Source organism: Arthrobacter sp. GQ119 (assembly GCF_059759125.1).
On the sequence record NZ_JCAXEA010000008.1, the window covers coordinates 127,874 to 148,120 of the forward strand.

At 61.5% G+C, this 20,247-nt stretch carries 18 protein-coding genes and 1 pseudogene; 12 read left to right on the forward strand and 7 right to left on the reverse strand.

What is annotated here, in order from left to right; translation table 11 throughout:
• Positions 1–59: 59 nt before the first annotated feature.
• The 3 genes from AC6CH3_RS09590 to AC6CH3_RS09600 form a co-directional block, all read right to left on the reverse strand.
• Positions 60–3,311 (reverse strand): SNF2-related protein, encoded by a 3,252-nt coding sequence (locus tag AC6CH3_RS09590; protein ID WP_498132214.1) that lies wholly within the window; start codon positions 3,309–3,311, stop codon positions 60–62.
• Between the two features lie 1,211 nt (positions 3,312–4,522).
• A complete protein-coding gene (locus tag AC6CH3_RS09595; protein WP_498132215.1) occupies positions 4,523–4,879 on the reverse strand; it encodes a ParB family protein in 357 nt (118 codons plus the stop codon).
• Entirely contained in the window at positions 4,876–5,514 is a 639-nt protein-coding gene (locus tag AC6CH3_RS09600) for a ParA family protein (protein ID WP_498132216.1), read from the reverse strand. Before AC6CH3_RS09600 ends, AC6CH3_RS09595 begins: the two co-directional genes overlap by 4 nt.
• Here AC6CH3_RS09600 and AC6CH3_RS09605 point away from each other — a divergent pair.
• Positions 5,494–6,030: a calcineurin-like phosphoesterase C-terminal domain-containing protein gene (locus AC6CH3_RS09605; RefSeq protein WP_498132282.1), complete on the forward strand. Its 537-nt coding sequence runs from the start codon at positions 5,494–5,496 to the stop codon at positions 6,028–6,030. The genes AC6CH3_RS09600 and AC6CH3_RS09605 overlap by 21 nt on opposite strands.
• An 88-nt stretch (positions 6,031–6,118) precedes the next feature.
• Here AC6CH3_RS09605 and AC6CH3_RS09610 read toward each other — a convergent pair whose 3' ends face one another.
• Positions 6,119–6,334, reverse strand: coding sequence for a hypothetical protein (locus tag AC6CH3_RS09610; protein WP_498132217.1), 216 nt, complete (start codon positions 6,332–6,334; stop codon positions 6,119–6,121).
• A 497-nt stretch (positions 6,335–6,831) separates the two neighbouring features.
• Between AC6CH3_RS09610 and AC6CH3_RS09615 the strand changes: the two are divergent.
• The 3 genes and pseudogenes from AC6CH3_RS09615 to AC6CH3_RS09625 all read left to right on the forward strand — a co-directional run bounded on the left by AC6CH3_RS09615 (position 6,832) and on the right by AC6CH3_RS09625 (position 10,019).
• Positions 6,832–7,586 (forward strand): annotated as a pseudogene (locus AC6CH3_RS09615) (DNA/RNA non-specific endonuclease).
• Positions 7,587–8,328: 742 nt separating this feature from the next.
• The gene (locus AC6CH3_RS09620; RefSeq protein ID WP_498132218.1) at positions 8,329–9,270 is read left to right on the forward strand and encodes a ParA family protein; all 942 of its coding nucleotides are present in this window, start codon (positions 8,329–8,331) and stop codon (positions 9,268–9,270) included.
• On the forward strand, positions 9,267–10,019 hold the full coding sequence (locus AC6CH3_RS09625; RefSeq protein WP_498132219.1) for a hypothetical protein: 753 nt from the start codon (positions 9,267–9,269) through the stop codon (positions 10,017–10,019). The genes AC6CH3_RS09620 and AC6CH3_RS09625 overlap by 4 nt, the downstream gene beginning before the upstream one ends.
• Before the next feature lie 144 nt (positions 10,020–10,163).
• On the opposite strand, the gene AC6CH3_RS09630 is transcribed toward AC6CH3_RS09625, so the two are convergent.
• Together AC6CH3_RS09630 and AC6CH3_RS09635 are read right to left on the reverse strand one after the other, a co-directional pair.
• Complete coding sequence (locus AC6CH3_RS09630) at positions 10,164–12,005, reverse strand: MarR family transcriptional regulator (protein ID WP_498132220.1); 1,842 nt, start codon at positions 12,003–12,005, stop codon at positions 10,164–10,166.
• A 203-nt stretch (positions 12,006–12,208) separates the two neighbouring features.
• Positions 12,209–12,445 (reverse strand): hypothetical protein, encoded by a 237-nt coding sequence (locus AC6CH3_RS09635; RefSeq protein WP_498132221.1) that lies wholly within the window; start codon positions 12,443–12,445, stop codon positions 12,209–12,211.
• 634 nt (positions 12,446–13,079) lie between these two features.
• On the opposite strand from AC6CH3_RS09635, the gene AC6CH3_RS09640 reads away from it, so the two are divergent.
• The 3 genes from AC6CH3_RS09640 to AC6CH3_RS09650 are packed head-to-tail and all read left to right on the forward strand — an operon-like array spanning position 13,080 to position 14,900.
• Complete coding sequence (locus tag AC6CH3_RS09640) at positions 13,080–13,532, forward strand: hypothetical protein (protein ID WP_498132222.1); 453 nt, start codon at positions 13,080–13,082, stop codon at positions 13,530–13,532.
• A complete protein-coding gene (locus tag AC6CH3_RS09645) occupies positions 13,533–13,982 on the forward strand; it encodes a hypothetical protein (RefSeq protein WP_498132223.1) in 450 nt (149 codons plus the stop codon).
• A 3-nt stretch (positions 13,983–13,985) separates the two neighbouring features.
• On the forward strand, positions 13,986–14,900 hold the full coding sequence (locus AC6CH3_RS09650) for a hypothetical protein (RefSeq protein WP_498132224.1): 915 nt from the start codon (positions 13,986–13,988) through the stop codon (positions 14,898–14,900).
• On the opposite strand, the gene AC6CH3_RS09655 is transcribed toward AC6CH3_RS09650, so the two are convergent.
• Positions 14,897–16,048: an alpha/beta hydrolase family protein gene (locus AC6CH3_RS09655; RefSeq protein WP_498132225.1), complete on the reverse strand. Its 1,152-nt coding sequence runs from the start codon at positions 16,046–16,048 to the stop codon at positions 14,897–14,899. The two genes, AC6CH3_RS09650 and AC6CH3_RS09655, sit on opposite strands and share 4 nt — an antisense overlap.
• 173 nt (positions 16,049–16,221) lie before the next feature.
• Here AC6CH3_RS09655 and AC6CH3_RS09660 point away from each other — a divergent pair, with 173 nt between their 5' ends.
• From AC6CH3_RS09660 to AC6CH3_RS09680, 5 genes are read left to right on the forward strand one after another with little or no spacing between them, the layout of a single operon-like run.
• On the forward strand, positions 16,222–17,292 hold the full coding sequence (locus AC6CH3_RS09660; protein ID WP_498132226.1) for a CHAP domain-containing protein: 1,071 nt from the start codon (positions 16,222–16,224) through the stop codon (positions 17,290–17,292).
• Positions 17,289–17,807 (forward strand): hypothetical protein, encoded by a 519-nt coding sequence (locus AC6CH3_RS09665; protein ID WP_498132227.1) that lies wholly within the window; start codon positions 17,289–17,291, stop codon positions 17,805–17,807. The genes AC6CH3_RS09660 and AC6CH3_RS09665 overlap by 4 nt, the downstream gene beginning before the upstream one ends.
• A gap of 35 nt (positions 17,808–17,842) precedes the next feature.
• Positions 17,843–19,294: a MinD/ParA family ATP-binding protein gene (locus tag AC6CH3_RS09670; protein ID WP_498132228.1), complete on the forward strand. Its 1,452-nt coding sequence runs from the start codon at positions 17,843–17,845 to the stop codon at positions 19,292–19,294.
• Positions 19,295–19,340: 46 nt separating this feature from the next.
• Positions 19,341–19,931 carry a DUF6668 family protein gene (locus AC6CH3_RS09675; RefSeq protein WP_498132229.1) on the forward strand — a complete coding sequence of 197 codons (591 nt, stop codon included), beginning with the start codon at positions 19,341–19,343 and terminating at the stop codon, positions 19,929–19,931.
• A 40-nt stretch (positions 19,932–19,971) separates the two neighbouring features.
• Positions 19,972–20,244, forward strand: coding sequence for a hypothetical protein (locus AC6CH3_RS09680; RefSeq protein WP_498132230.1), 273 nt, complete (start codon positions 19,972–19,974; stop codon positions 20,242–20,244).
• Positions 20,245–20,247: the final 3 nt, after the last annotated feature.

A 20,247-nucleotide genomic window follows, 5' to 3' on the forward strand; every position in this document is an offset into this window, starting at 1 on the left:
GGCCCCAATTCCGAGTCTCGAAACCTTTCTGCGGCGAAACCCCAAGGGTTCCGAGACGCCTACGATGTCAACTGTGGCAGCTGCGGAGTGGTATCTGGGACTCCCAGGATGCAGGCTGTGACGCGTTTTGCCAGCGGCGCTGCGAGGGGCAGGCCTGTGAAGGCTTCCTCGACGCGTTCGATGGCAAAAGGCTCTGCGAGAAGCTTCGGGGTTATTTGTCTAAGTCGAAGGTAGCGGGAGCGTCGGATTTCTCGCTGAGTCGTGTCAAGGAGCGGCTGGACGAGAGCGAGCCATTGTTCGGCCACGAGATACAGGTCAGCGTGCGGCTCATCGCTGCTGGGGGCGGCGAGTGTGCCGATCTTTCTCCAACGCTCGCTGATCTCGTGGTCCCCTCGCCGCGTAGCGTCGGTTGCCCAGTGTCTGGTGACTTCGCTCATCTGGTCCAGTGCTCTGAGTCTTCGGCGCGGAAGGAGCATCCGTTCCTGGTGTGTGGCTGCGGTGAGATAGCGGTTCAGCCACTCATCGCATTTTGCATCGTAGGGAAGGCTTGGTGGGTTGTCGCTGAGTTTTTCTCGTAGAGGTTCAACGATGTTCTCAAGACCGATGATCGGTTGAGCGCCGGTCCCCTCTAGCATGATCCAGCGCGGGGCTCCGTGCCCGGCGCCGGTGACGGTAAGGAACGCCCAGGGCGTTGTGGATCTGATCGGGCTGATCCGGGCGAGAACGCGGTGGGTGGTGCTGCGGTGCTCCTCGTACACTTGACGAGAGATCAAAGCGTCTGGTCCCTCAACCAGGCGGCGCACGGGGTCGAGTGCGTCGCGGATGCCGTCCCAGGCTTCGTGGGACGTCTCCAAGGTAGTGATGTGCTTCTCGATGGGAACCACGTCGTCCCGGCCCGCTGCAAGGTTTGGCACGTTCAGATTTGCGCCCAACAGTGACGTACTTTCCTCTGCCCGTGCCGCAAGGAGGTCATTTGCTCGGGTGGCGAATGCTGCGCCATCGCGGGGCCACCAGGCTTCGATCGCGTTGTAGGGGCTGTCCATCCGGTCGACGCGTCCGACACGCTGCTCAGCGACTCGAAGGGTCGTTGGTACGTCGAGATGAACCATGGCCGCGGCGCCCTGGAGGTTGAGTCCCTCGTTCATCGCATCGGAGCACAGTGCGATCGCGGGGACGTTGCTGTCGGGGGCGAAGACGCGCTCGACCTCCTTGCGGTTCTTCTTGTTGGCGCCGGTCGCAACGATCACCTGGGTCCCGACGGTGTCAATGAGCGGTTCGATCGCCGCGAGCGTGATCAGGTGGCGGTCGAACGCTAGGACTCGCTCGAGTTTCCGGCTCAGCTCTGTGAGCAGGTCGGCCTTTGCCTGCTCACGTGCCGTCGTCAACAGAAGCGCTGCGTCAAGTATCGCGCGGTATCGCTGTACTTCTTGCTTGCAGGCTGCGCGCCATTCGTCGATGTCGGTGAGCCATCGTGGCAGCTCGCACTCGAGAAGTATCTCCGGCGGTCCTTCATCAGCGAGCCGCATGATGGCGTCCAGCATGTTGCCTGTCGGCTTTGGCTTAAAGGCGGTGTGGATTGAGCATTGTTTGACCGCCTCCTCCGTTCCGGCCACATGCTCGACGAGCGCTGCCTTCGATGACCGCATCGCGGTTAGCACATGATGGTTTGCGAGTCCGCGACTGGCAGCGAGGCGGCTTTCCAACCAGCGCGCGTCGGTGTACTCGTGAGCCAGCCCGGGTGGAACGGCGAGTTGGCGGCCCAGCAGGGCTACACCAGTTAACTCCGCCGATGCCTCACGCACCTTGCGTGCTGCTAGCTCATCTTCGCCTGTCTCGCCGGTTGGATAAATTCTGGTCTCGTGCCGCGGGTATCGGCATATCCGCTCCGTCACGGGGTGCCGGTAGGACTCGGGATTCTCCTCGACCATCGCGTTCAGCATCGACTTTGTGCGCCGAACGGTGAAGCGTTGGATCTCGCGGCGAAGCTGCTCCTGCTGCTGGGATGATAGCTCGGGGTTCTGGCCGCGGCGCCGTTCGAGCTGCTCCAGGACGTCCAGGGTCTCGTCCTCGAAGTTGTCCGGACCCAGCAAGCCGACCAGCTGGAGAAGATCGGCCGGTCCCCTGTTGATCGGCGTGGCGGTGAACAGCAGGACATGCTCGGCGAGACTCTCCCGGACCTGGCGAGTACGGTTCGCATCTCTGCTCAGGAAGTTGTGGCATTCGTCGACCGCGAGAATCTGGGCGTGCCTGACCGCCAGCTCCTCCGGCCGTGGTCCGTCCTCTGACGGCCGGCTGAGGAGACCATGGGACACCGTGCTAATCGAGATGCCGCAATGCACCGCCTCGCGATACCAGGCGTTCTCCACCGACGGCGGACAGACCAGGGCATTGAGGTCTCGCCTCACCCGACCTGTGCTCCACAACCGGTCGCGTACAGCGCGTACGAGGTGGGCACCCATCCGCGTCTTGCCGGATCCGGTGGCATCAGCGACGAGCACACTGCCGACGTTCTCCGCGATCCAGAGCGCCTGCGCGATCCCTGACATCTGCGACGGCCAAAGCCGGGAGCCCGCACCGTCACTGGACAAGTAGCGCTCGGCCCACGCACCCTCCAGCAGATCAGCGCACGCCTTCGCAAGCGCCTCCTGCCAAGGGACGAATCGAAGCAAGGCGTGCAGCAGCTGCCGGAACTGGTCACTCCACGGTTGGCCGACACTCCAAAGGTTCTCCGCTGTCCGTACGAGGCCTCGGTAGCGTCCTTCATCGGTTCTCCGCTCGAACCTCGTGTTGGCTTCAATTTGGGTGCTGAGGCCGGCACCTGTGAAGTTGCTCGAACCAACCGTTGCTGCGTCCGAACCTACATAGATCTTCGCGTGCAGTCGCGTGTTCCCATCGACGAAGCGAACCACCAGCCGTTCTTCGTCCAGCGCTTTAAGGACCTGGAGAACCTTCGCCGACAGCCGCAGGGATACTCCCTCCTCCAGCCAGTATCGCCGGACCTCTTCGGTGAACGTCACCTCAGCCGAGGCGAAGCTCGACCTTGACGATGCGAACGGCTCCGTGCCGAGCAGCACCCTCGCTTTCGCTTGGGCGCCATGGGGCTGTCGAACCCAGTCTGCGATGAGATCGACCAGCGAGGCGATTGATGAGAACCCGGCCACCATCAGTGGCGACTCCGACGAGACCAGGTCGTTCAACACAATGTCCCGTACCCGGGCACCTGCGTGGTTCACCGGAAACTGGTCGGCCGCCGGCCAGCCGAGGCTCGCCAACTTCTCCATCACGTAGCCGTCCGGCTCTACCGAGAACAAGTCGGCCTGTCCCTCCCACTCGTCACGACGTGGACGCCGACTCGCCCCTCGCTGACTCACCGTCGACCTCGAAGCGATCGGTGCACTCGTCCGCCCGTCTGGCCACCCTCGGGCACAAATCCTGCGAGCCAGGCCATTGACCAGCCCCCGCCCCTCTCCGAAACGGGCATAGTCGTCCTCCTCTACGCACTGCGCCGCAGATATACGACGACCAAAGTGATGTGAGTGGCAAGCTACCAGCACCTACTGACAGAAACAGACGGCCGCCTCAGTCACGCTACTGGGCACAACTTATTGCGCGACTCGTGCAGCAAGGCCAACTAAATAACGCCCACGAAAGAACTAGGAGCCGGGAACTTCGGGCGGTGGGAGCGGCGCCGCGGGGGCGCTCCCGAGTTGCTAAACCGAATTGACAAACCGGTGCTGATTTGATAGAATGTTCATTACACACGAAAACTGCTCCGACGGGTGCGACCGTCGGAGATTTTTTTCGTGTTATTTATAGTGAAACAACTCGGATCACTATGTTTGGCTTAACACTTCAAACATACACACCTTACAGCTCCTCGTCAAATCAACCCCTTTGGAAGGAGGTATATAAGACCGCTGGTATGTGTGTCGATCCGTGCTGTTTCAATCCCACTAAGAGATTGAGATAAACATGGACGATAAGTCGAAAAACCTAAGCAAGAAGAAGTTCGGACAGCTACCTCAGATGGTATTCAACGCTATTGCAGCTTGGGTAGCACGCAACATCCTTGACCGTATTCCCTGGGAAGACCTGGGACAGTGGTGCATTGATGCAATAGAGAAGATTATAAGCCTCTTCCTCTAACCCCCTGGGGGCTTAATGCCGTGCACGCCCCCCGATAGGGGTAGCCGTTTACCGGGAAAACCCTGCACAGCCTCCAGGCTGTGCAGGGCCTCCCTACATCCGCCACGGGTTAGCGACCGTAGTCGGAGTCTTGCTGGCGCCGTTGTTCTGCCGGCTGTTGCCGGGTTGCTGTGGTGGTGCCTGCGGCGGCTGTAGGGGTGGACTGCTGCGGCTTCTTGCGCCCCGCCATGGACTCCCCCTGGTACCTTCGTCTGGTTCGAAGGTCACGCTGGCGGGGATTGACCCGTATTACCTGTCAACGAGTCATTTCAAATCCGCACACAGAGTCCCAGGCATTCGCTAGCCATTACTGTCATTGACAGCAATGCCAGTAATGCTAGGGGGCAAGCTTTCGTCCTGGGGCCAGCTTCCTTGTTCCGCCAGGGAACGGCTCGCCGTTGTTGTAAACACGCTCCCTGCGAAGGACTTCGCTCATCACGGCGCGGGTAATGAACTCTGACCAGGAAGCGTCCAGCTCCTGGCCGCTAGTAGCCTGGTAGGCCGCCTTGGCCCGCTGCCGGTCTGAGGCCGGCATATAGAAAGTAACTTGTTTTGTCTCAGTGACTCGCGCGGCTGATGCCGCCGCGGGTGACCCCGTCTCGGCAGCGGCTGCCCTGTTGGCTTTAAGCAGGTTCTGGACGCCGGCGGCGGGACGGCGCGGCGGAGGACCTATGGGTTCACGGTTCTGGCTCATGAGGCGTTCCTTTGTTCTGCAGCTTCCAACCGGGCAACAAGTTCCTGGGCTACGCGGTGAAGATCTTCAGCCACGTTTCCGGCGGATCTTGGCTGACTAGGCCCTGCCTTCGCAGTTCCGCGCAAAACTTCGTACCACTTTGGTCCCGAGTTGACCTGCTCCTCCAACTCATGGACGAGGACTCCCCGCTCCCGGACGGCCTGGGCAGGCGATTCCGCGTGGCGGACCATGTTGTCAAAGAGCACATCGGCGGTGCCGAAGGCATCGACGATGGCTTCCCTGACCGTGCGCTGAACAGATTTCGCTGAGGATGATGTGGCGGCAACGATGACACCCAACAAGTCGATGCCAGGATTGACGTCAATCACGGAGTCAAGGCGCTTGGCAACGCCGAGCAATCCCTCGCGGCCGCCACGGTCCGTCTTAGTGGGAACGATAATTTGGGCCGCTGCACCCAGCGCCGCCAGTTGCAGCGGTTCATTACCCGGGGGGCAATCGATGAAGATGATGTCGTACTGCTCAGCGACCGGGGACAAGGCAGCCGCCAACGCCAACTTGGCTTTGCGCGCATCCTTGCCAGCGAGGGAAACGAGACCTGCCGCGGCTTGATCGAGGTGCGCTCCCCCAGGCACCACGTCCAGGTTCTCCCGGATACCCTTAAGGGGCTTAAGCGCAGCACCGACGACGACGGTTCCGACCAGATGGCCCTGGGCATCAACTCCCCCGCCTACCGTGCCTGGTTCGACGAATACAAGCACCAGCGCCAGCGCGGCAAGGCCCCGGCCCCGGCGAACCCGAACGCCGTGGCCCAAGGCGAACTCGGTAAGACCTGGCTGACCACCAACTTCTGGATGGGCTCCACCGGCTCCACCGTGAAGGTGTCCATCGACGGCGGCGAGACCACCGAGGCCACGCGTACCCAATCGATGACCGCCGACGACGTCCCGCTGATTGGCGCGGAGTACACCGATCCGGCCGCCACCCTCGAGCAGCTGGTGCACGGCGGCGGTCTCCACGACCGCACGTCCCACCTGTGGCGCCTCGAGCCGCCAGCCGACCTGGCCGTCGGCAAGCACACCGCCAAGGTCACCGCGACCGACGTGCACGGCCGCGAGTTCACCGAGACCATCACCTTCGAGGTCGTCAAGTAGCCCTCTACCTAATATCCGTCGGCGGATGGTTGCGTAACGCAGCCACCCGCCGACGGGCGTGGACACGCCGGGCCAGTTCGCGCAGTGCTTACTTCACCACCCGGGCCGGCGTGGCCTTTCCTTCAAGCTTCTTGGCATTCAGCCGAGCCCTGAGCCCTGTCGGGGCTGTGGGCAGGATGTCCCGAAGCTGCACGAAGGCCGCGCTGCGGGGATTTGACCGCGAATTCCGCAGCAGGTGCAGGTTTCTAATGGCCTCCATCGCTCCGATGCCTTTGGCGGCACATGCTGACGAATTGCGCTCCATCCTTCGCCCCTACATCCAGGCCGGAAGCAGCGCTACGCCACTGCACCCAAGCGCCGACCTGTACCCCGCGATGACGGTCCCACCACCGCGCAGGTGCGGGCATGGGCACAGGAACAAGGCATTGCGGTGAACAACGCGTGGGAGCAGAATCCCGGCCCAGCACGAAGCAGCCCCCTAACCGGAGACCTCAAACCACCCACGAGCTCCTACGCGCGACTAGATCACAGCTCACCATAAGGGCACTATTTGCCAACCTGTTCCCGGTTAGGCAGGCGTCCTGTCCGGTGCCACTGCAGACCCTGGTTCACGTCAGTGTCATGTGCCACTGTTAGGGTCGGCGCATGGATGAGCTCTCGCGGACACAGACCGCCGCAGCAGCCCGCGACCTGTCCGGCCGGGCGGGGTTCAACATCAACTTCCTCGGCCCAGAGGTGTCACTCCCTGCTTTGGACGGCATCGAGACGGTATTGCTGCCATACACGCACTTCTCCGTGCTCATGCGCCTCGATAAGCGGCTCGCCGCGGTGACCGCTCTCGGGATCGACGGGGATAAGCTGATGGATCTGGACAGGTCCGGGATTCAATGGCGGCTTGACCCCCGGCTGGCGGAGCACCAGCAGACCGGGGAAAGGGTTTACACCCGCAACGACATTGACCGGGGCCACCTGGTGCGCCGGGCCTCAGCAGTGTGGGGCGACAGCAGGGCCGAGGCGGCCCAGGCCAACGAGGACACCTTCCATTACACGAACGCAGCCCGCAGGCTGCCCGGTTCAATCAAGGATTGGACCTTTGGCTGGGGCTGGAGTCCTACCTGCTGGAGAACGCTGCGGACCATGGCCGCCGGCTCATCGTCTTCACCGGGCCGATCTTCAGTGACGTTGACCCGGTGTACCGGGGCGTGGACATTCCGCTGCAGTTCTTCAAGGTGGCCGTTTTCCTGCACAATGGAGAGCTTGCTGCCACCGGCTACGTCGTGGACCAGACACCTCAGCTGGCTGAACTCCCGGACCTTCCCCGGCCCGGCGTCACCAGTGATGCTCCCCCGCTGGGCCCGTTCCGGACCTTCCAGGTACCCATCCGGGACATTGCCAGCCTGACAGGCCTGGGTTTGGAACAGCTCGTGGACGTGGACCGGATGCCCATCGCGTCCGCCCTGCCTACGGACCGGATAGCCTCCACATGGCGCCAGCTGCACTCACCCGAGGACCTGGACCTCGACTGGGATCTGGACCTCGGGCGCGACAACGGTTAGCCGCCGCGTGTCTTAGGATCCCAGGCTGTTAAGCCCACCTAGGGTCAAAGCATGGAGAGGGATAAGTCCGGAGAGCTGGAAGGGCAAACGTCTGTCAACGAGTTGCTCGACGAGCCGATAGGAGTCACCCCCATCCAAATGGCCCTGCCTATTCTGATACAGATCCGGCCAGGTGAATTCAGGCGTGTGTCCTGACCTTAAGCGCAACCGCTACTCCTTGTTGCGCCACAGGTTATGTAGTCCATTTTCCGGACAACCATTACTCATGCCATAACCCATGCCATATCTCCTGTTGAACACGTAAATAGAAGCCTAGCCAGAAGACAAACTGGAAGCCCGGCCATTGAACCAATGTCATGCAATGCCCAACAATCCGCCATACGTGCCATAGGTTGCTCAATGGGCGAACATGCTTGGTTTTCCATAAGGTGTCAAGCAAGTAGAAACACGGGAAAAGCTACTGTTGTGACCATAAGACACGCAATGAGATCTCATGCCGAAGAGACAACAGTAGTTCCAGCGTGTAATGGCATTGACACATCTATGGAGCTTCAGACTTGGAGCCACGTAGGGGCACAGGTCTGACACCCAACTGCATATACAACGTGGTGCGCCGTGAATAGACCTGCTCTACGCACTGCTATCCCTCTTATGCGTGTCACTGCCAGCATCGCCGGAGGAGTACATATAGCGTTGAGAGCAGGACAACATGCAACCCACCAAGTAGGAGAGTCGCTGGCCGATGGCACGATCACTGCAAACCCCCGTACCCCCGCAACGCCAAGCGACACGGGCCATTGACCGCGTCGTCTCTTTGGCGAACGGCAAAGGCGGGGTCGGCAAGACGACCACCGCAGCCAACGTTGGAGGGTACGTAGCGCTGGCCGGTTCCCGCGTGCTGCTGATCGACCTTGACCCACAGGGCGATCTGGCCCGTGACCTCGGATACGAGCGGCAGACGGGCAGGGAATTCTTTCAGGCCCTCATCGCCGGCACGCCGCCGATGATCCTGCGCGACGTACGGGAAAACCTTGATGTCATTCCCGGCGGCCAGGACCTCGAAGACATCCAGGGCCTCATGGTGTCCCGCTCCAGCCGCTCCGACGCCGGTGACTTCGGCGACATGCTCTACGCCGTCCTGGCCCCGATGGCAGACGAATACGACTTGATCCTGATCGACACCCCGCCAGGGGAGCGGATCCTGGTTGAAGGCGCTTTCGCGATCTCCAGCGCAGTCGTCATTCCTACCCGCTCAGATGATGCGAGCATCGACGGTGTCGAGCGCATCGCACGCCGCTTTATGGCCGTACGAGACCGGAACCCTTCCCTGCAGTTGGCGGGCGTCGTCCTGTTCGGCGTCGGGCCGCGCTCCCTGCGCTTGGAACGCAGCGTCCGGGACACCTTGGAAGAGATGCTCGGCACCGTCGCCCCGGTCTTCGAAACTCGCATCAGGAACCTGGAGAGCGCAAGCGCCGACGCCCGCCGCAAAGGCCTCCTCTTCCACGAACTTGAAGGTGCCGTTACCGACGCCCAGAAGAACCGCCTGAAGGCGCTCCGGGCAGGGGAGAAGCCGGCGGACGGATTTTTCTCGCGCAATGCTGGGGGACTGGCTGAAGAGTACGAGCAGCTGACTGGCGAGATCCTCGCCCGACTGAACGAGATCGAAAGCGGGAACCAAGCATGAGCGGCCGACAGAGCCTTGCCGGGGCATTCGCACCTTCAGCCCCTGCCCGCGGTGCAGCACTGCAAGGGTTGCTGGCTCCCAAGCGGGGGAGGGGTGCCCCTGCACCGGAACCAGAAACCGATGAGTCCATGGAGGCACTGGCCCGGGAGCTTGTCCAGGTGCCGCCAGCAGCAGCGCCCGAGCCCGCTGACACGCAAGTACTTACAGAGCAGCCACAGGGGGACAAGCGCCCCACTGAGCAGGCACCTGTTGAGGAGGCTCCTCTTGAGGCGGCAGGGGAGCCGGAGGAGCCCACCCTTACATCCGTCGAGCCCCCAAAGGCCACCACGCGGCAGCAGCCTGCTGCCAAGAAGGCAGCTAACGCGACTAAAGCCTCCGAGCTGGTTCCCGGAGCGCTGCGCAACGTCGGAGTGTACCTGCCGCCGGCGCTCCTGGCCCAGGTCAAGGATGCCGTCTATCAGCAGAGGACCACGTACGCGGACCTGTTAATTGACGCTTTCGAAACCGTCGACGACAAGCAGATCGCCAAGAAGTTCATCCCCGAGACCACGCTGACCAGCTCCGGGATGCCCCGCCGCGCCCCGCGGAAACGGGGAGAGGCCGGTATTCAGATCCAGCTGCGCCTCGACGGACTCCAGGTTGCCTGGCTGGACGAGAAAGTCAGAGAATTCGACGCACCGTCGCGCAGCGCCCTCGTCTCGACCGTCCTAAGGCTCCACATTCAGGCGGGACAGACCGAAGCAGAGTGAAGCCGCACTCCCTCAGCGGTATGGCACGTCTTCCCATAGTGATTATGGCCTAACTTATGGCACGGATTCTGGCCCGAAATGGGAATTGTCGAATTTGCAGCCGGGGGGGGGGGTCGCACAGCGGGCAGACCTCGGCGCTGCTCTCTATCCCGCTCTGCTGAACGCCATGTTGGACAGCGACCATTCGTCGGGTGGCCCTTCGAACTCGTGCCAGGGATAGTCTTCACCGGGGGAGAGAAGTTCCGCGACGGTATTGACGTTCTTGGCTAGCCACTCTCGCCAGATGACCCGCTCCTGCCGGTAGCGCTGCAGCTGGGCAGCCACGGCCTCGAGGACACCCAAGTGTTCAGCAAGCTGCCGCAGCGATGTTGCCGTCACAATTGACCAGGACTTCCCGGCGCTCCTGGCCACCAGGTTCCATGCCGCGAGTATGTCCAACGCCTCGTTCACTGCTGACCGAGAGAGCCGGGTAGCCCTGACGAGCTCGGCGATGGACAACGCAGGGGAGCGCTCCAAAGCTTCATACACGTAGGCGGCAGGTAGACCCAGTTCCCTAAACACTGGCCGAAGAGCATGGACTTTCCCTTTCTGCCAGCTGGCTTGCTCGGCAACCGCCTTCAGCTCTTCGGGCACGGTCAGCATGTACAAATCACCCTTGGTTCCCCTAGCTTCTTCAACGAGGGTGACCATCGGGGCCTTCTCCGCACGCAGTTCCCTTAGGTGCAAGCCAACTGTGGTGTGGTCAAGGCCAGTGGCCACGGCAATGGACCTGACCCCGAACTCAACGAACCTGGACGCTGTCATGTGCGCTGCTTCCCCCAATGCCCTAAGGACCATCCGGCGTGCCATCCCGGTCCTGGAGTCCTGGTAGTTGACCTCCCTGATCCGGAGCGCATTTCGCCAGGTCCGAATGAACCGATGCTCTGCATCGGGATCAGAAATCTGAGTGATCCCCTTTATCCCTCCCCCCTGTGTGTTTGGCTGGCTTGTGGGGGATCTGCGGACATTGTTATTCAGGTGGTCTATGGTGGGTTGTTTTCTGAGGTAACTGACGGCGCTCATCCAGTCACGGCGCAGGGACGAAAGGCGGTGGCGTGCGGCATAGCGAGCGTAGAAGGAGGCCAGTCCTGGCCAGGTTCCTTGAAGTATTCGGCGCTCAACATCGACCAGTTCGAGGCCAGCGGCCGCTGCGCCGAGGACGACGGCCTGACGGGCCTCGGAGTCTGAGGCGTACCGGTTGGTGTCGTACAGGCCTGTCTGGGCCAGCACCTGCATTTCCCGGGACATGCGCCCTACCGGCTGCTCAACCGCGGGTACATCGGAGGTTACTGGAGTGAAAGTCTCCTCAAACCGCAGGGCCCTGACGGCCTTGATCTCGGCGGCCAGGTCGTCGGTCATGGCGGCCCAGACAGTGGGATTGTTGGGCCGACGGGCGATGTCGTAGGCCATGGACAGACTCATCGCCAGTTCCTGGTGGCCGCCGCGCTTGTGCGGTGAACCGGGGGTTCTCATGCAGCCGTGCAGCAGATTCTGATGCGGGGTCTTGTCCAGTGTCCGGTACCGGGTGCCCATCGCCTCGACAAGATCACGCGCTTCGGTGAAGGTGACCCGCTGCGCCAGAGGGACGTAGACGTGGCGACCGCCATTGGGGGAGTAGTCCTCAATCCACCGGGCACCAACCGAGTGCAGCCAGGACTGGACGGCTCGGACATCCGCCTCAACCCAATCGCATCCAGCTACCGAGGAGTCAAAATCGAGAAAGATGGCCGCACAGGTACCGTCTTTACCGAAAATTCTCACCGCCGCGGGCAGCGAGGGAAGTGTTTCGGTTAAGTTCCGTTCGTGTCTTTGAGGGTAGGTCTTGCCCCCATCACGCGATAACCGTACGCGCGGCTGGCCGGCCAGAAGCGGTGTTAGTGCTGCCCAAACGGTGGCTGGGTCATGTCGCTGTCCTGACACGCCAGAAGGGGGGCGTGCTGGCAGCACGGAGACATGCTGATGTACGATGTGAGTAATCCTTTCGAGGATTGAGGTACGAAAAAGGGCCGATCCTGCCAGATCGGTTTCATAGCAACACAAAGGATGGCCTTTTTAGGCCCTCCACCGACTTACAATCTGATCCGCCGGCAAGCAATCCAGAGGGTAAGTCTCAAGCTTCGAAGGCCCGCCTAGTGCGGGCCTTCTTTTGGTTATGAGGCCATGCGGATGGGCAACTCCTGCTGAAAGTCATCCCGGTCGAGTGCGGCCAGGTCTTCCTTGAGTCGTGGCTCGACAACGGACAGAAGGTATTCCGTAACGGTCAGGCCCTTGTGCGCTGCCACTTTGGCGATACCGTCAGCGGTAGGTTCAGGTGAGCGAAAACCAATGAACTTACGCAGCCCCTTGCTAGGACGCCCGCCGCCTCGATTTACTGCTACTGCCGTCATTTGCTGTGTCCTTTGATTTTGTAGCCACCTAAGCCGCTACAGCTTCATCGTTGTGGTGCCCGCCCCGCAGAATCACAGGATGATCCTTTGCGACTGCTCCGAAACTATCACCGGCCCAGCAGCCCACTGGGGATTTGTTTTCAGAAAACGGGGGCGTGTCGTCTTTGTGACGTGTCGCTTTTGGCGTCCTACGACTCTTCGACAGGCAATGCCCCCTGTTGCATCCCATCAAGCTTGTTGGGGCGTCCTTCCGCGCGGTCTATCAGAGCGCCGACATACTCACCGAAGGACATGTTGTACCGCTGCGTCGCCTTCCAGGCGGCGTGATGCTGATCTGGGAGCACAAGGCAGTTCAGTGGCGCCTTCTTACCGATTAGCTTCGGTGGACGGTATTCCTCGATATCATCACCTCACTTCGGTTTCAGGGAACTTGTAGATACAGGTCCAGGTGCGGTAGCAACCATTGCTCCTTAAAAAGACCAAGCAAGCGACAGACTACATACATGCTTCGCACATGCACAACTCATTGCCTATACCCTCCGGAAGTGATCGGGTAACATTTGGTGTCAGCTGCCCGCCTACTCTGTGTTGGCGGCCTACACAAGTGGCTGAGCTTGGCTAAGGAGCTGTATAGATGGCAAATGGGGGCCGCAGCGTGTTTCTTACGCAGCAACAGAAGAAAGAGCGGCTGGCGGATCGCATGGGCATCCTGGTGGATATCTGGGAGTCCGATAACAACACTGCGCTCACTTACCCTCATGTCGAAGAAGCACTTTCCGCCCACGGAATCCACCTGTCGCGGACGCGGTGGTCCTACTTGATCAATGGCACTGGAAGCCTGGTGACAGATCAAGAACTGCTGAAGGGCATAGCTGAGTTCGTTTTTGCCGTACCAGCCAGTTATCTATGCGATCTCAACAGTGAGACTCCGCCTGAAGTGGAAGCGCGCATGGAGTTTCTTGTGCAGATGCGGAAGCTAAAGGTGAAGAACTTTGCCGCGAGAAACCTGGGGGCCACCTCGCCAGAAATGCTGAAGACGATCACCAGGATCATCGATGCGTCAATAAACGGCGAAGAGGAAGAGTGAATGGCTCTCCCACCGGTTCAGGACAAGGTTCGGGAGTTGTGCGGTGACGGCACGACGTCGATGAAGGAAGTTATCGACCGATTGACCGCGATCTGTGAGAAGCCGATCAATCTGATCGAGTACCAGGAGTCCTGGGGTGCGCTGACGGCTTTCAAAGCCGAATTTGAAGATCGCATCAACGTCTATTTCCCCCCGCAGAAGTCGCGGCAGTACAAACTTCACTGCATCTATCACGAGCTCGGACACATCTATTTGGAGAGCTTTCGGATTTCCCTGGCTCTGCCGGATCTCTCTGAAGAGATGCTGAGGGAAACCGCGGACGCAATTAGCGTTACCTGCCGGTCCGTTCCGAATCATCCTGTCGAACGGTGGGTGGAGGATTTCGCTTTTGAGATGTCGAAGAAGACCCGTGCACGCAGTTCGTCCGATCCTGATCCTTTCCTCAGCTAGGCCATGAAACTGTTGCTCTTTGCGCTGCTGAGTGCCCTATGCCTCCTTCGGATCCCCTCGGTGGTCAAGGTGGCGGAATCCCGGGCGTCGTGGCTGGCATCGATGTTCGGCCTTACGGCGCTCTATGTCCTGGGCACGGTTACACCACTAGAGGTCATCGACAGCTACCTCGGTGGCATCAACGTGACGAACCTGCTTCAGGCCATCTTCGCGCTACTGGCGATCTTCTTCTTCAACGACAGCGTGCGGCGTTTAGCGAACGTACCCATTGTCAGATGGACCTACTATGCCCCGTTGCTGAGCATTCCCATCATGATTGTCAGCTTCGCCCTGATACAGGACAAAGCTCCAACAGCTGCGGACTTCATTGATACCCGCATGGACCAGCTCGCAACTGCCACGTACAGCGGCACGTACATGCTCGCGTTGTTGTTCACCGTGCTCAGGATCATCTACATGCTTCGGCACAAGGCGAGGGGCCTGTACGCAACATTCTCAGCGGGCCTGCTCGTGGTTGCGGCGGCTTGCTCGTGCCACATTTCATACGTGCTGCTGTTCCACTTCTCCCCCTGGCAAGCCTTCGCCCAGGCGACCGGAGCTTGGTTTGACCGTCTGTTCTACGCAGGCCTCTCGGTGACGGCTGCGGGATGGTTGATTCTTTTCCTGTCCAAGCAACTCCCGAAGTTGCGGCTCTGGATGATTGATGCGCTCTGGCTTACTGCGCTGAGGATCCGAGTAAATGCAGATCACTCCCGAGTCAGTCCGGCGTGGGACCTTTTCAATGAAACGCTGGAAAATGGGGTCTACAAAAGCCTCATTGTTCTGCACAACTACCAGCGGGGGAACATGACGACATTCCCAGAGTCTGTTCAGGGCAGGATCAGCCACATTGAGGCCAAGCTGGACGCCCAGTTCTAGCCTTGCTCGGTCAGGATCGTTTTGTTGATCCAACTCGTGAGTTCGTTGGTGAAGGTACGAGGCGCGGCATTCCACTCCTGGGTATGGTGCGCCTCAGGTAGGGGAATCAGGGTGACGGTGTCCGGATTCGCGCGTTGGAACGCCGCCGAAATTTCCCAGGGAACCTCCTGATCCGCGCTGGAGTGCAAGACCAGCGTCGGGACTGCCACCCTCTTAGGTATGTCGACCCATTCAAGTGCGTTGAAGTTGATCGGTTCCTCCAGTCCGATCATCCTCGCGAATGGGGGAGCCTGCAGCAGGGACATGACAAGGCCGGCCCCTACCGCCGGCACACCGGCCCGCGCCGCCCCCGCTGTGATGGTCTTACGCCAGCTCGTGACGGGACCAACCAGGATGATCCCGACGATCCGGTCCCGGTAGGCGCTGCACTCCGATGTGAGCAGGGCAATGGTCCCACCCATTGACCAGCCCGAGAGGATGATTCGCCTCGCCCCATGAGTCACGGCGTAGGCCACAGCGCTTTCCACGTCACGCCATTCCGTTTGCCCAAGGTGGCTCGATTCGGCTTGTGGCGGACTGACCTCCAGGTCACTGCGGAATGACGGAACCAAGGAGGTAAATCCCAAGGGTCTGAAAGCGTGGACGTCTCGGAACATGATCGAGCGGTCGGTCCAGCTGCCATGGATATGAATCACCCATGTGTCTGGCGTTTTTCCATGGAACAGCCATGCGGGCGCTGCGCCGTAGGCGGTGGGGATGTGCACCTCTTCGAACCGTCCGGCCACTGCAGAGGGTTCGAAGAACACGTCAGGGGTCCAATCGACTAGGGGCCCCAGGGATGCCGGCGCGGAGTCCAGCGGATGGATCCGCCGCTCCACGTACTTTCGATCCTCATCGATCAGGGTGACCTCGCCGACTCTCGTGTAGCGATCTGCCACAGGGTCAAACACGCCAAAGTCGCCTTGGGCTTTCGTATAGTCGTCCAAATCGATGCGAACTCTGCTGCCATCATCTGTCAGTTCGGCCCGACGGTAGTCCTTTGGTCCCCGTTTAACGATCTTTCGGGCCATGACAACGGCGAATCCAGATAGTGCGGCCACCGGTACAAGGAACGCCAGACCGGCCAGCCCGCGCCGTGTCATCAGCATTAGGTCTCACCCTCCAGTGCCGAGCCAGGAAGAGGATCGGAGCCCAATCATCGTAACGTTCCCTTAGTCCCCTCGAGGTAAACATGTTCACTACATACATTGCACATGTTCACTACCTGCATGTATCGTTGTGGTTGAGCCGGTCGACAGCTGGGGCTCGAAGGGGGATTCACATGCAGCGGAAGTCGCTTGGCCTGGCGCTGATCGTGGTCCCCGGCATCTCGTGCGGGCTGGTTTTCTCCATACTCTTGCTCCTTGCCCCAGCCAAGCCCGCCGCTGCCGACTGCGGCCCGACCGTCTCAGCGGCTATCAACGGCGACACCAAGGTCGATGGCTATTCTCAGGAGCAGTTGAAGAATGCTGCGGCGATCCTGGGCGCCGGCAAGACGCTGAATCTGCCCGTGAAGGGCCAGATGATCAGCGTCATGGTGGCCCTGGGGGAGTCGGGGCTGCGTGTTTTGGATTACGGCGATGGTGCCGGTCCGGATTCCCGGGGGTTGTTCCAGCAGCGCGGGAACGGTGCGTGGGGCTCGTACTCGGACCGGATGGATCCGACTATCGGTGCCACGAACTTCATCAAGGCGCTGCAGAAGGTGGACGGTTGGGAGCTGCTGGAGCCGGCAATTGCCGGCAACAAGGTCCAGCGCAACGCTGACCCGTACCACTACCGGCGGCACTGGCCCGAGGCTGTGAAACTCGTCCAGGCACTCTCTGACGGCAAGTTCTCGCTGGAGGGCAGCGGCTGCGCGATCCCGGGGCAGTCCGGCGCCGGGGATGACTACCCGTGGAAAAGCTCACCGACCTGGATGCAGGCCGGAGCGGCGGCGGCATCGCCGTTGGGCATGTTTTACCGCGAATGCGTGGACTTTGCCCTGTGGCGGGTGAACCAGCAGATGGGGTCCACCAGTGCACCGTTCACCGTCCTCAACGGCACCTTCCGGCCCGACGGTCAGAAGCTGGGTTCTGCGCTGACCTGGAAGGCCGGCTGGGACGCCAAGGGCTGGGCCACCGGCAAGACGCCCCGGGTTGGGGCGGTCGTTTGGTACGCGCCCGGTGCCGGGGGAGCGGACCCAACCTATGGGCACGTCGCCGTGGTCAAGGACGTCAAGGACGACGGGACCTACGTCGAAGAGGGCTACAACGGCAATCCTCCACCGGAGGATCACAAGTACTACACGCGGACGGTCAAGAGTGACGTCCCCAGCGCATTCCTCTACATGCCCACCGAACAGGAGAAGTCGTGAAGAAGTCCCTTGCCCTTCTGGCATCTGCCCTGCTGTGCACCTCATGCGCCCAGACAACCAGCACCGAGCCTGCGGAACGACCAGCGAGCACCACAGCCACACCGTCCGCTCCCATCTCGCTGAGCGCGAGCAGTGGGCCGCAGGCTCCAGGAGCGACGCCGCCCGCAACGATCGGTATCCCTTGGGATGAAGCCAGCAAGAAGTCTGCAGCGGAAGTTACGGAACAGGCCATGTCAGACTTCGCCCGACCCCGCACGGAAGCTGCTCAGTGGGCTAATGATTTGGCCCGGTGGCTGACTCCGCAGGCCACGGCAGATTACTCCGCTGTTGACCCGGCCAATATTCCCGCCACTCGAGTGACGGGCCCGGCCCAACTCACTGTCGATGACACCAACGGCTACGGGGCCACCGCCGCGATTCCCACGGACGCCGGGATCTACACACTGCAGCTGCTCCGCACCGCCAAAGACTCCCCGTGGAAGGTCAACCGGCTCACTCCGCCGGCTTCCAGATAACCCAAGCCCGCCCCCTCGTAGAAAGGAAGAACTTCATGGGCCTCAACCCAGCCGATGTCCTGGCTTTCCCGAAGATTCAAGCCATAGTCCGTGACAACGGCACAGCCGAAGTTGTTGTTGCCGGCAACTCCCGCGCCGTGAAGACATCAGAGTCCATGCAGCAACTCCGCGAAAACGCCCTGGCCATTGTGGTCAGGGAGGCGCAGACGCTTGACCGGCCTGTCCGGGTGCAGATTGAGGACCCCGAGGGCCACGGTGAGTTGATCGTCACCCCCGACGGTGGCAAAGAGTCCGTGAGCTACACGGCCAAGACGGCACGCCGCCGTGCGGAGCCTCCACTGGCGACGCCCACACTGGCCACCGACACTGAAACGGCCCTCGCGGCATCGGCCCGGCCGACCCTGTCCGCTGATGTTAGTCCTGAGCCGATCAGTGAAATCCCGGCCGCCGCCCCCGTACCGACAGGAACAGCCATGAGCTCTACACCCGAAACCCTGCCCGCACCGGCACCAGAGGCCGAGGAAGCACCGACACGGCGCAGCCTGAAGGATACCTCCTTCCTGGTCAGCGCCCCCGTGTTGGAACCGGCCACGAAGGGCTGGCGCGGGACCCTGACCCGGCTGGGTTTCCGGATGGACCCTTCCGAGGAAGAGATGGCCGAACGCGAGGACATCAGGACTGTCAGCCAGCACTGGCCCGGCCCCCGCACAGTGGCAGTCGTGAACCGTAAGGGCGGGGCAAACAAGACACCCACTGTTGTGATGCTCTCGGCGATCCTGGCCCGCTACAGCGGTGCAGCCACCTGCGCGTGGGACAACAACGAGTCCCAGGGGACACTGGGCTGGCGCACCGAAAAGGGCGCCCACGACAGGAGCGTCCTGGACCTGATCGATTCATCCCAGTCACTGCTCTCGCCGTCCACGAACGCGGCCGAAATAGCCAGGTTCGTGCACCACCAGACCGGCGATAAATTCGACGTCCTGCGCTCGGATGAAAACGAGGAAGGCGACCACGAAGTGACCGCCGAAGAGGTGGACATCGCCCACCAGGTCCTCACCCGGTACTACCGGCTGGTCATCATGGACTCTGGTAACACGGCCCGGGCAGCAAACTGGCGGCGGATGATCGACCACACCGACCAGCTCGTCGTACCCGTCACTGCCATCGAGGATCGCGCTGAAGCGGCCCGGCTTACTCTGCAGACCCTCGAGTCCCGTGGCGGCCACGACGCCGAACTTGCCCGAAACGCCGTAGTGATCGTCTCCGAATCCACCGACGCCAAACGCAGCATGACCGGCGAAGCGCTCAAGCGGGCCAAGGATGAAGCCCAGCGGATCGCTGATGGCTTCGCCCCTTACGTCCGGGCAGTCGTGCGGATCCCGTACGACCCTGCCCTGGTCAACGGTCCCATCCGCTATGAAGCGCTGCAGCCTGCGACGCAGCGGGCCTGGCTGGCAGCGGCGGCCGCCGTTGCCCGCGGCTTCTGACCGGCGGCCAACCCTTCTCCCGACAACTTCTCCGAAAGGGGGACACATGAACCAGCCACTTAACCCATGGATCACCAGCCCGGCTACGGACGCCGAGACTGAAGACGTTGCCGTGGAGCCACATCTTCCTCCGGCAGCCACGATCAAGGAGCCCCTGTTGGGAATCGTCGAACCAGATGCAGCTGACCGCCTCGGGCGCCGGACGGTGACCGGCACGGCCACGCTCTGGGTCATAGGGGCTCATGGGGGAGCAGGCGAGAGCCGCCTCAGCACCATCCTGGACGGCGCCCGGCCAACGGACCACACTTGGCCCGTCCTTGAGGAAGGTCATAGAAAGCCTGCCGTCGTACTGGTCTGCCGCTCGGATATGCGGGGGTTGAAAGCCGCACAAAGCGCCCTCATTCAGTGGGCCTCCGGTGCGGCACCGGCCGTTGAGCTGCTGGGGCTCGCCGTCCTGGCAGACGCACCTGGAAGGCTGCCCAAGGCCCTCAAAGAGTTCGCCGTCATCGTGGGCGGAGGAGCACCCCGGCTCTGGATGCTCCCATGGGTCGAAGCCTGGCGGACGGGCGATCTGACCGATCCACCCGGTCGTGAATACCAGCGCTTCGCCGCCGACCTCGCAGCCCTCGCTAACTAACCAAGAATCCAAAGTTCAGTACCTACCGAAAGGTCTCACCATGCAGAATCTCGCCCCAACCCTTCCCTTCAGCGTCATCCCGGACCCGACCCCCGTAGTCCCTCCGCAGGCGGCGGGCCTGTTGACCGTGCTGAACTGGGCCTCCGGTATTGGCCTTGTCCTCGGCGTCCTGGGCGTGATCATCGTCGGCATCGGTATGGTCATCCAGCTTCGCCGTGGGGAAGGCGGAGAGTCCATCGGAAAGCTCGGTTGGGTCCTTGCCGGCTGCATCATCATCACCGGCGCATCGGGCATCGTCCGCGCATTCGTCTAACGA

Excerpts from the sequence above, each read along its gene's own strand:
- AC6CH3_RS09655 (WP_498132225.1), bottom strand. The coding sequence starts at position 16,048 with ATGCTGATGACACGGCGCGGGCTGGCCGGTCTGGCGTTCCTTGTACCG.
- AC6CH3_RS09610 (WP_498132217.1), bottom strand. The coding sequence starts at position 6,334 with ATGGAGCGCAATTCGTCAGCATGTGCCGCCAAAGGCATCGGAGCGATG.
- AC6CH3_RS09625 (WP_498132219.1), top strand. The coding sequence starts at position 9,267 with ATGAGCGGCCGACAGAGCCTTGCCGGGGCATTCGCACCTTCAGCCCCT.
- AC6CH3_RS09670 (WP_498132228.1), top strand. The coding sequence starts at position 17,843 with ATGGGCCTCAACCCAGCCGATGTCCTGGCTTTCCCGAAGATTCAAGCC.
- AC6CH3_RS09650 (WP_498132224.1), top strand. The coding sequence starts at position 13,986 with ATGAAACTGTTGCTCTTTGCGCTGCTGAGTGCCCTATGCCTCCTTCGG.
- AC6CH3_RS09640 (WP_498132222.1), top strand. The coding sequence starts at position 13,080 with ATGGCAAATGGGGGCCGCAGCGTGTTTCTTACGCAGCAACAGAAGAAA.
- AC6CH3_RS09635 (WP_498132221.1), bottom strand. The coding sequence starts at position 12,445 with ATGACGGCAGTAGCAGTAAATCGAGGCGGCGGGCGTCCTAGCAAGGGG.
- AC6CH3_RS09595 (WP_498132215.1), bottom strand. The coding sequence starts at position 4,879 with ATGAGCCAGAACCGTGAACCCATAGGTCCTCCGCCGCGCCGTCCCGCC.
- AC6CH3_RS09675 (WP_498132229.1), top strand. The coding sequence starts at position 19,341 with ATGAACCAGCCACTTAACCCATGGATCACCAGCCCGGCTACGGACGCC.
- AC6CH3_RS09620 (WP_498132218.1), top strand. The coding sequence starts at position 8,329 with ATGGCACGATCACTGCAAACCCCCGTACCCCCGCAACGCCAAGCGACA.
- AC6CH3_RS09680 (WP_498132230.1), top strand. The coding sequence starts at position 19,972 with ATGCAGAATCTCGCCCCAACCCTTCCCTTCAGCGTCATCCCGGACCCG.
- AC6CH3_RS09660 (WP_498132226.1), top strand. The coding sequence starts at position 16,222 with ATGCAGCGGAAGTCGCTTGGCCTGGCGCTGATCGTGGTCCCCGGCATC.
- AC6CH3_RS09645 (WP_498132223.1), top strand. The coding sequence starts at position 13,533 with ATGGCTCTCCCACCGGTTCAGGACAAGGTTCGGGAGTTGTGCGGTGAC.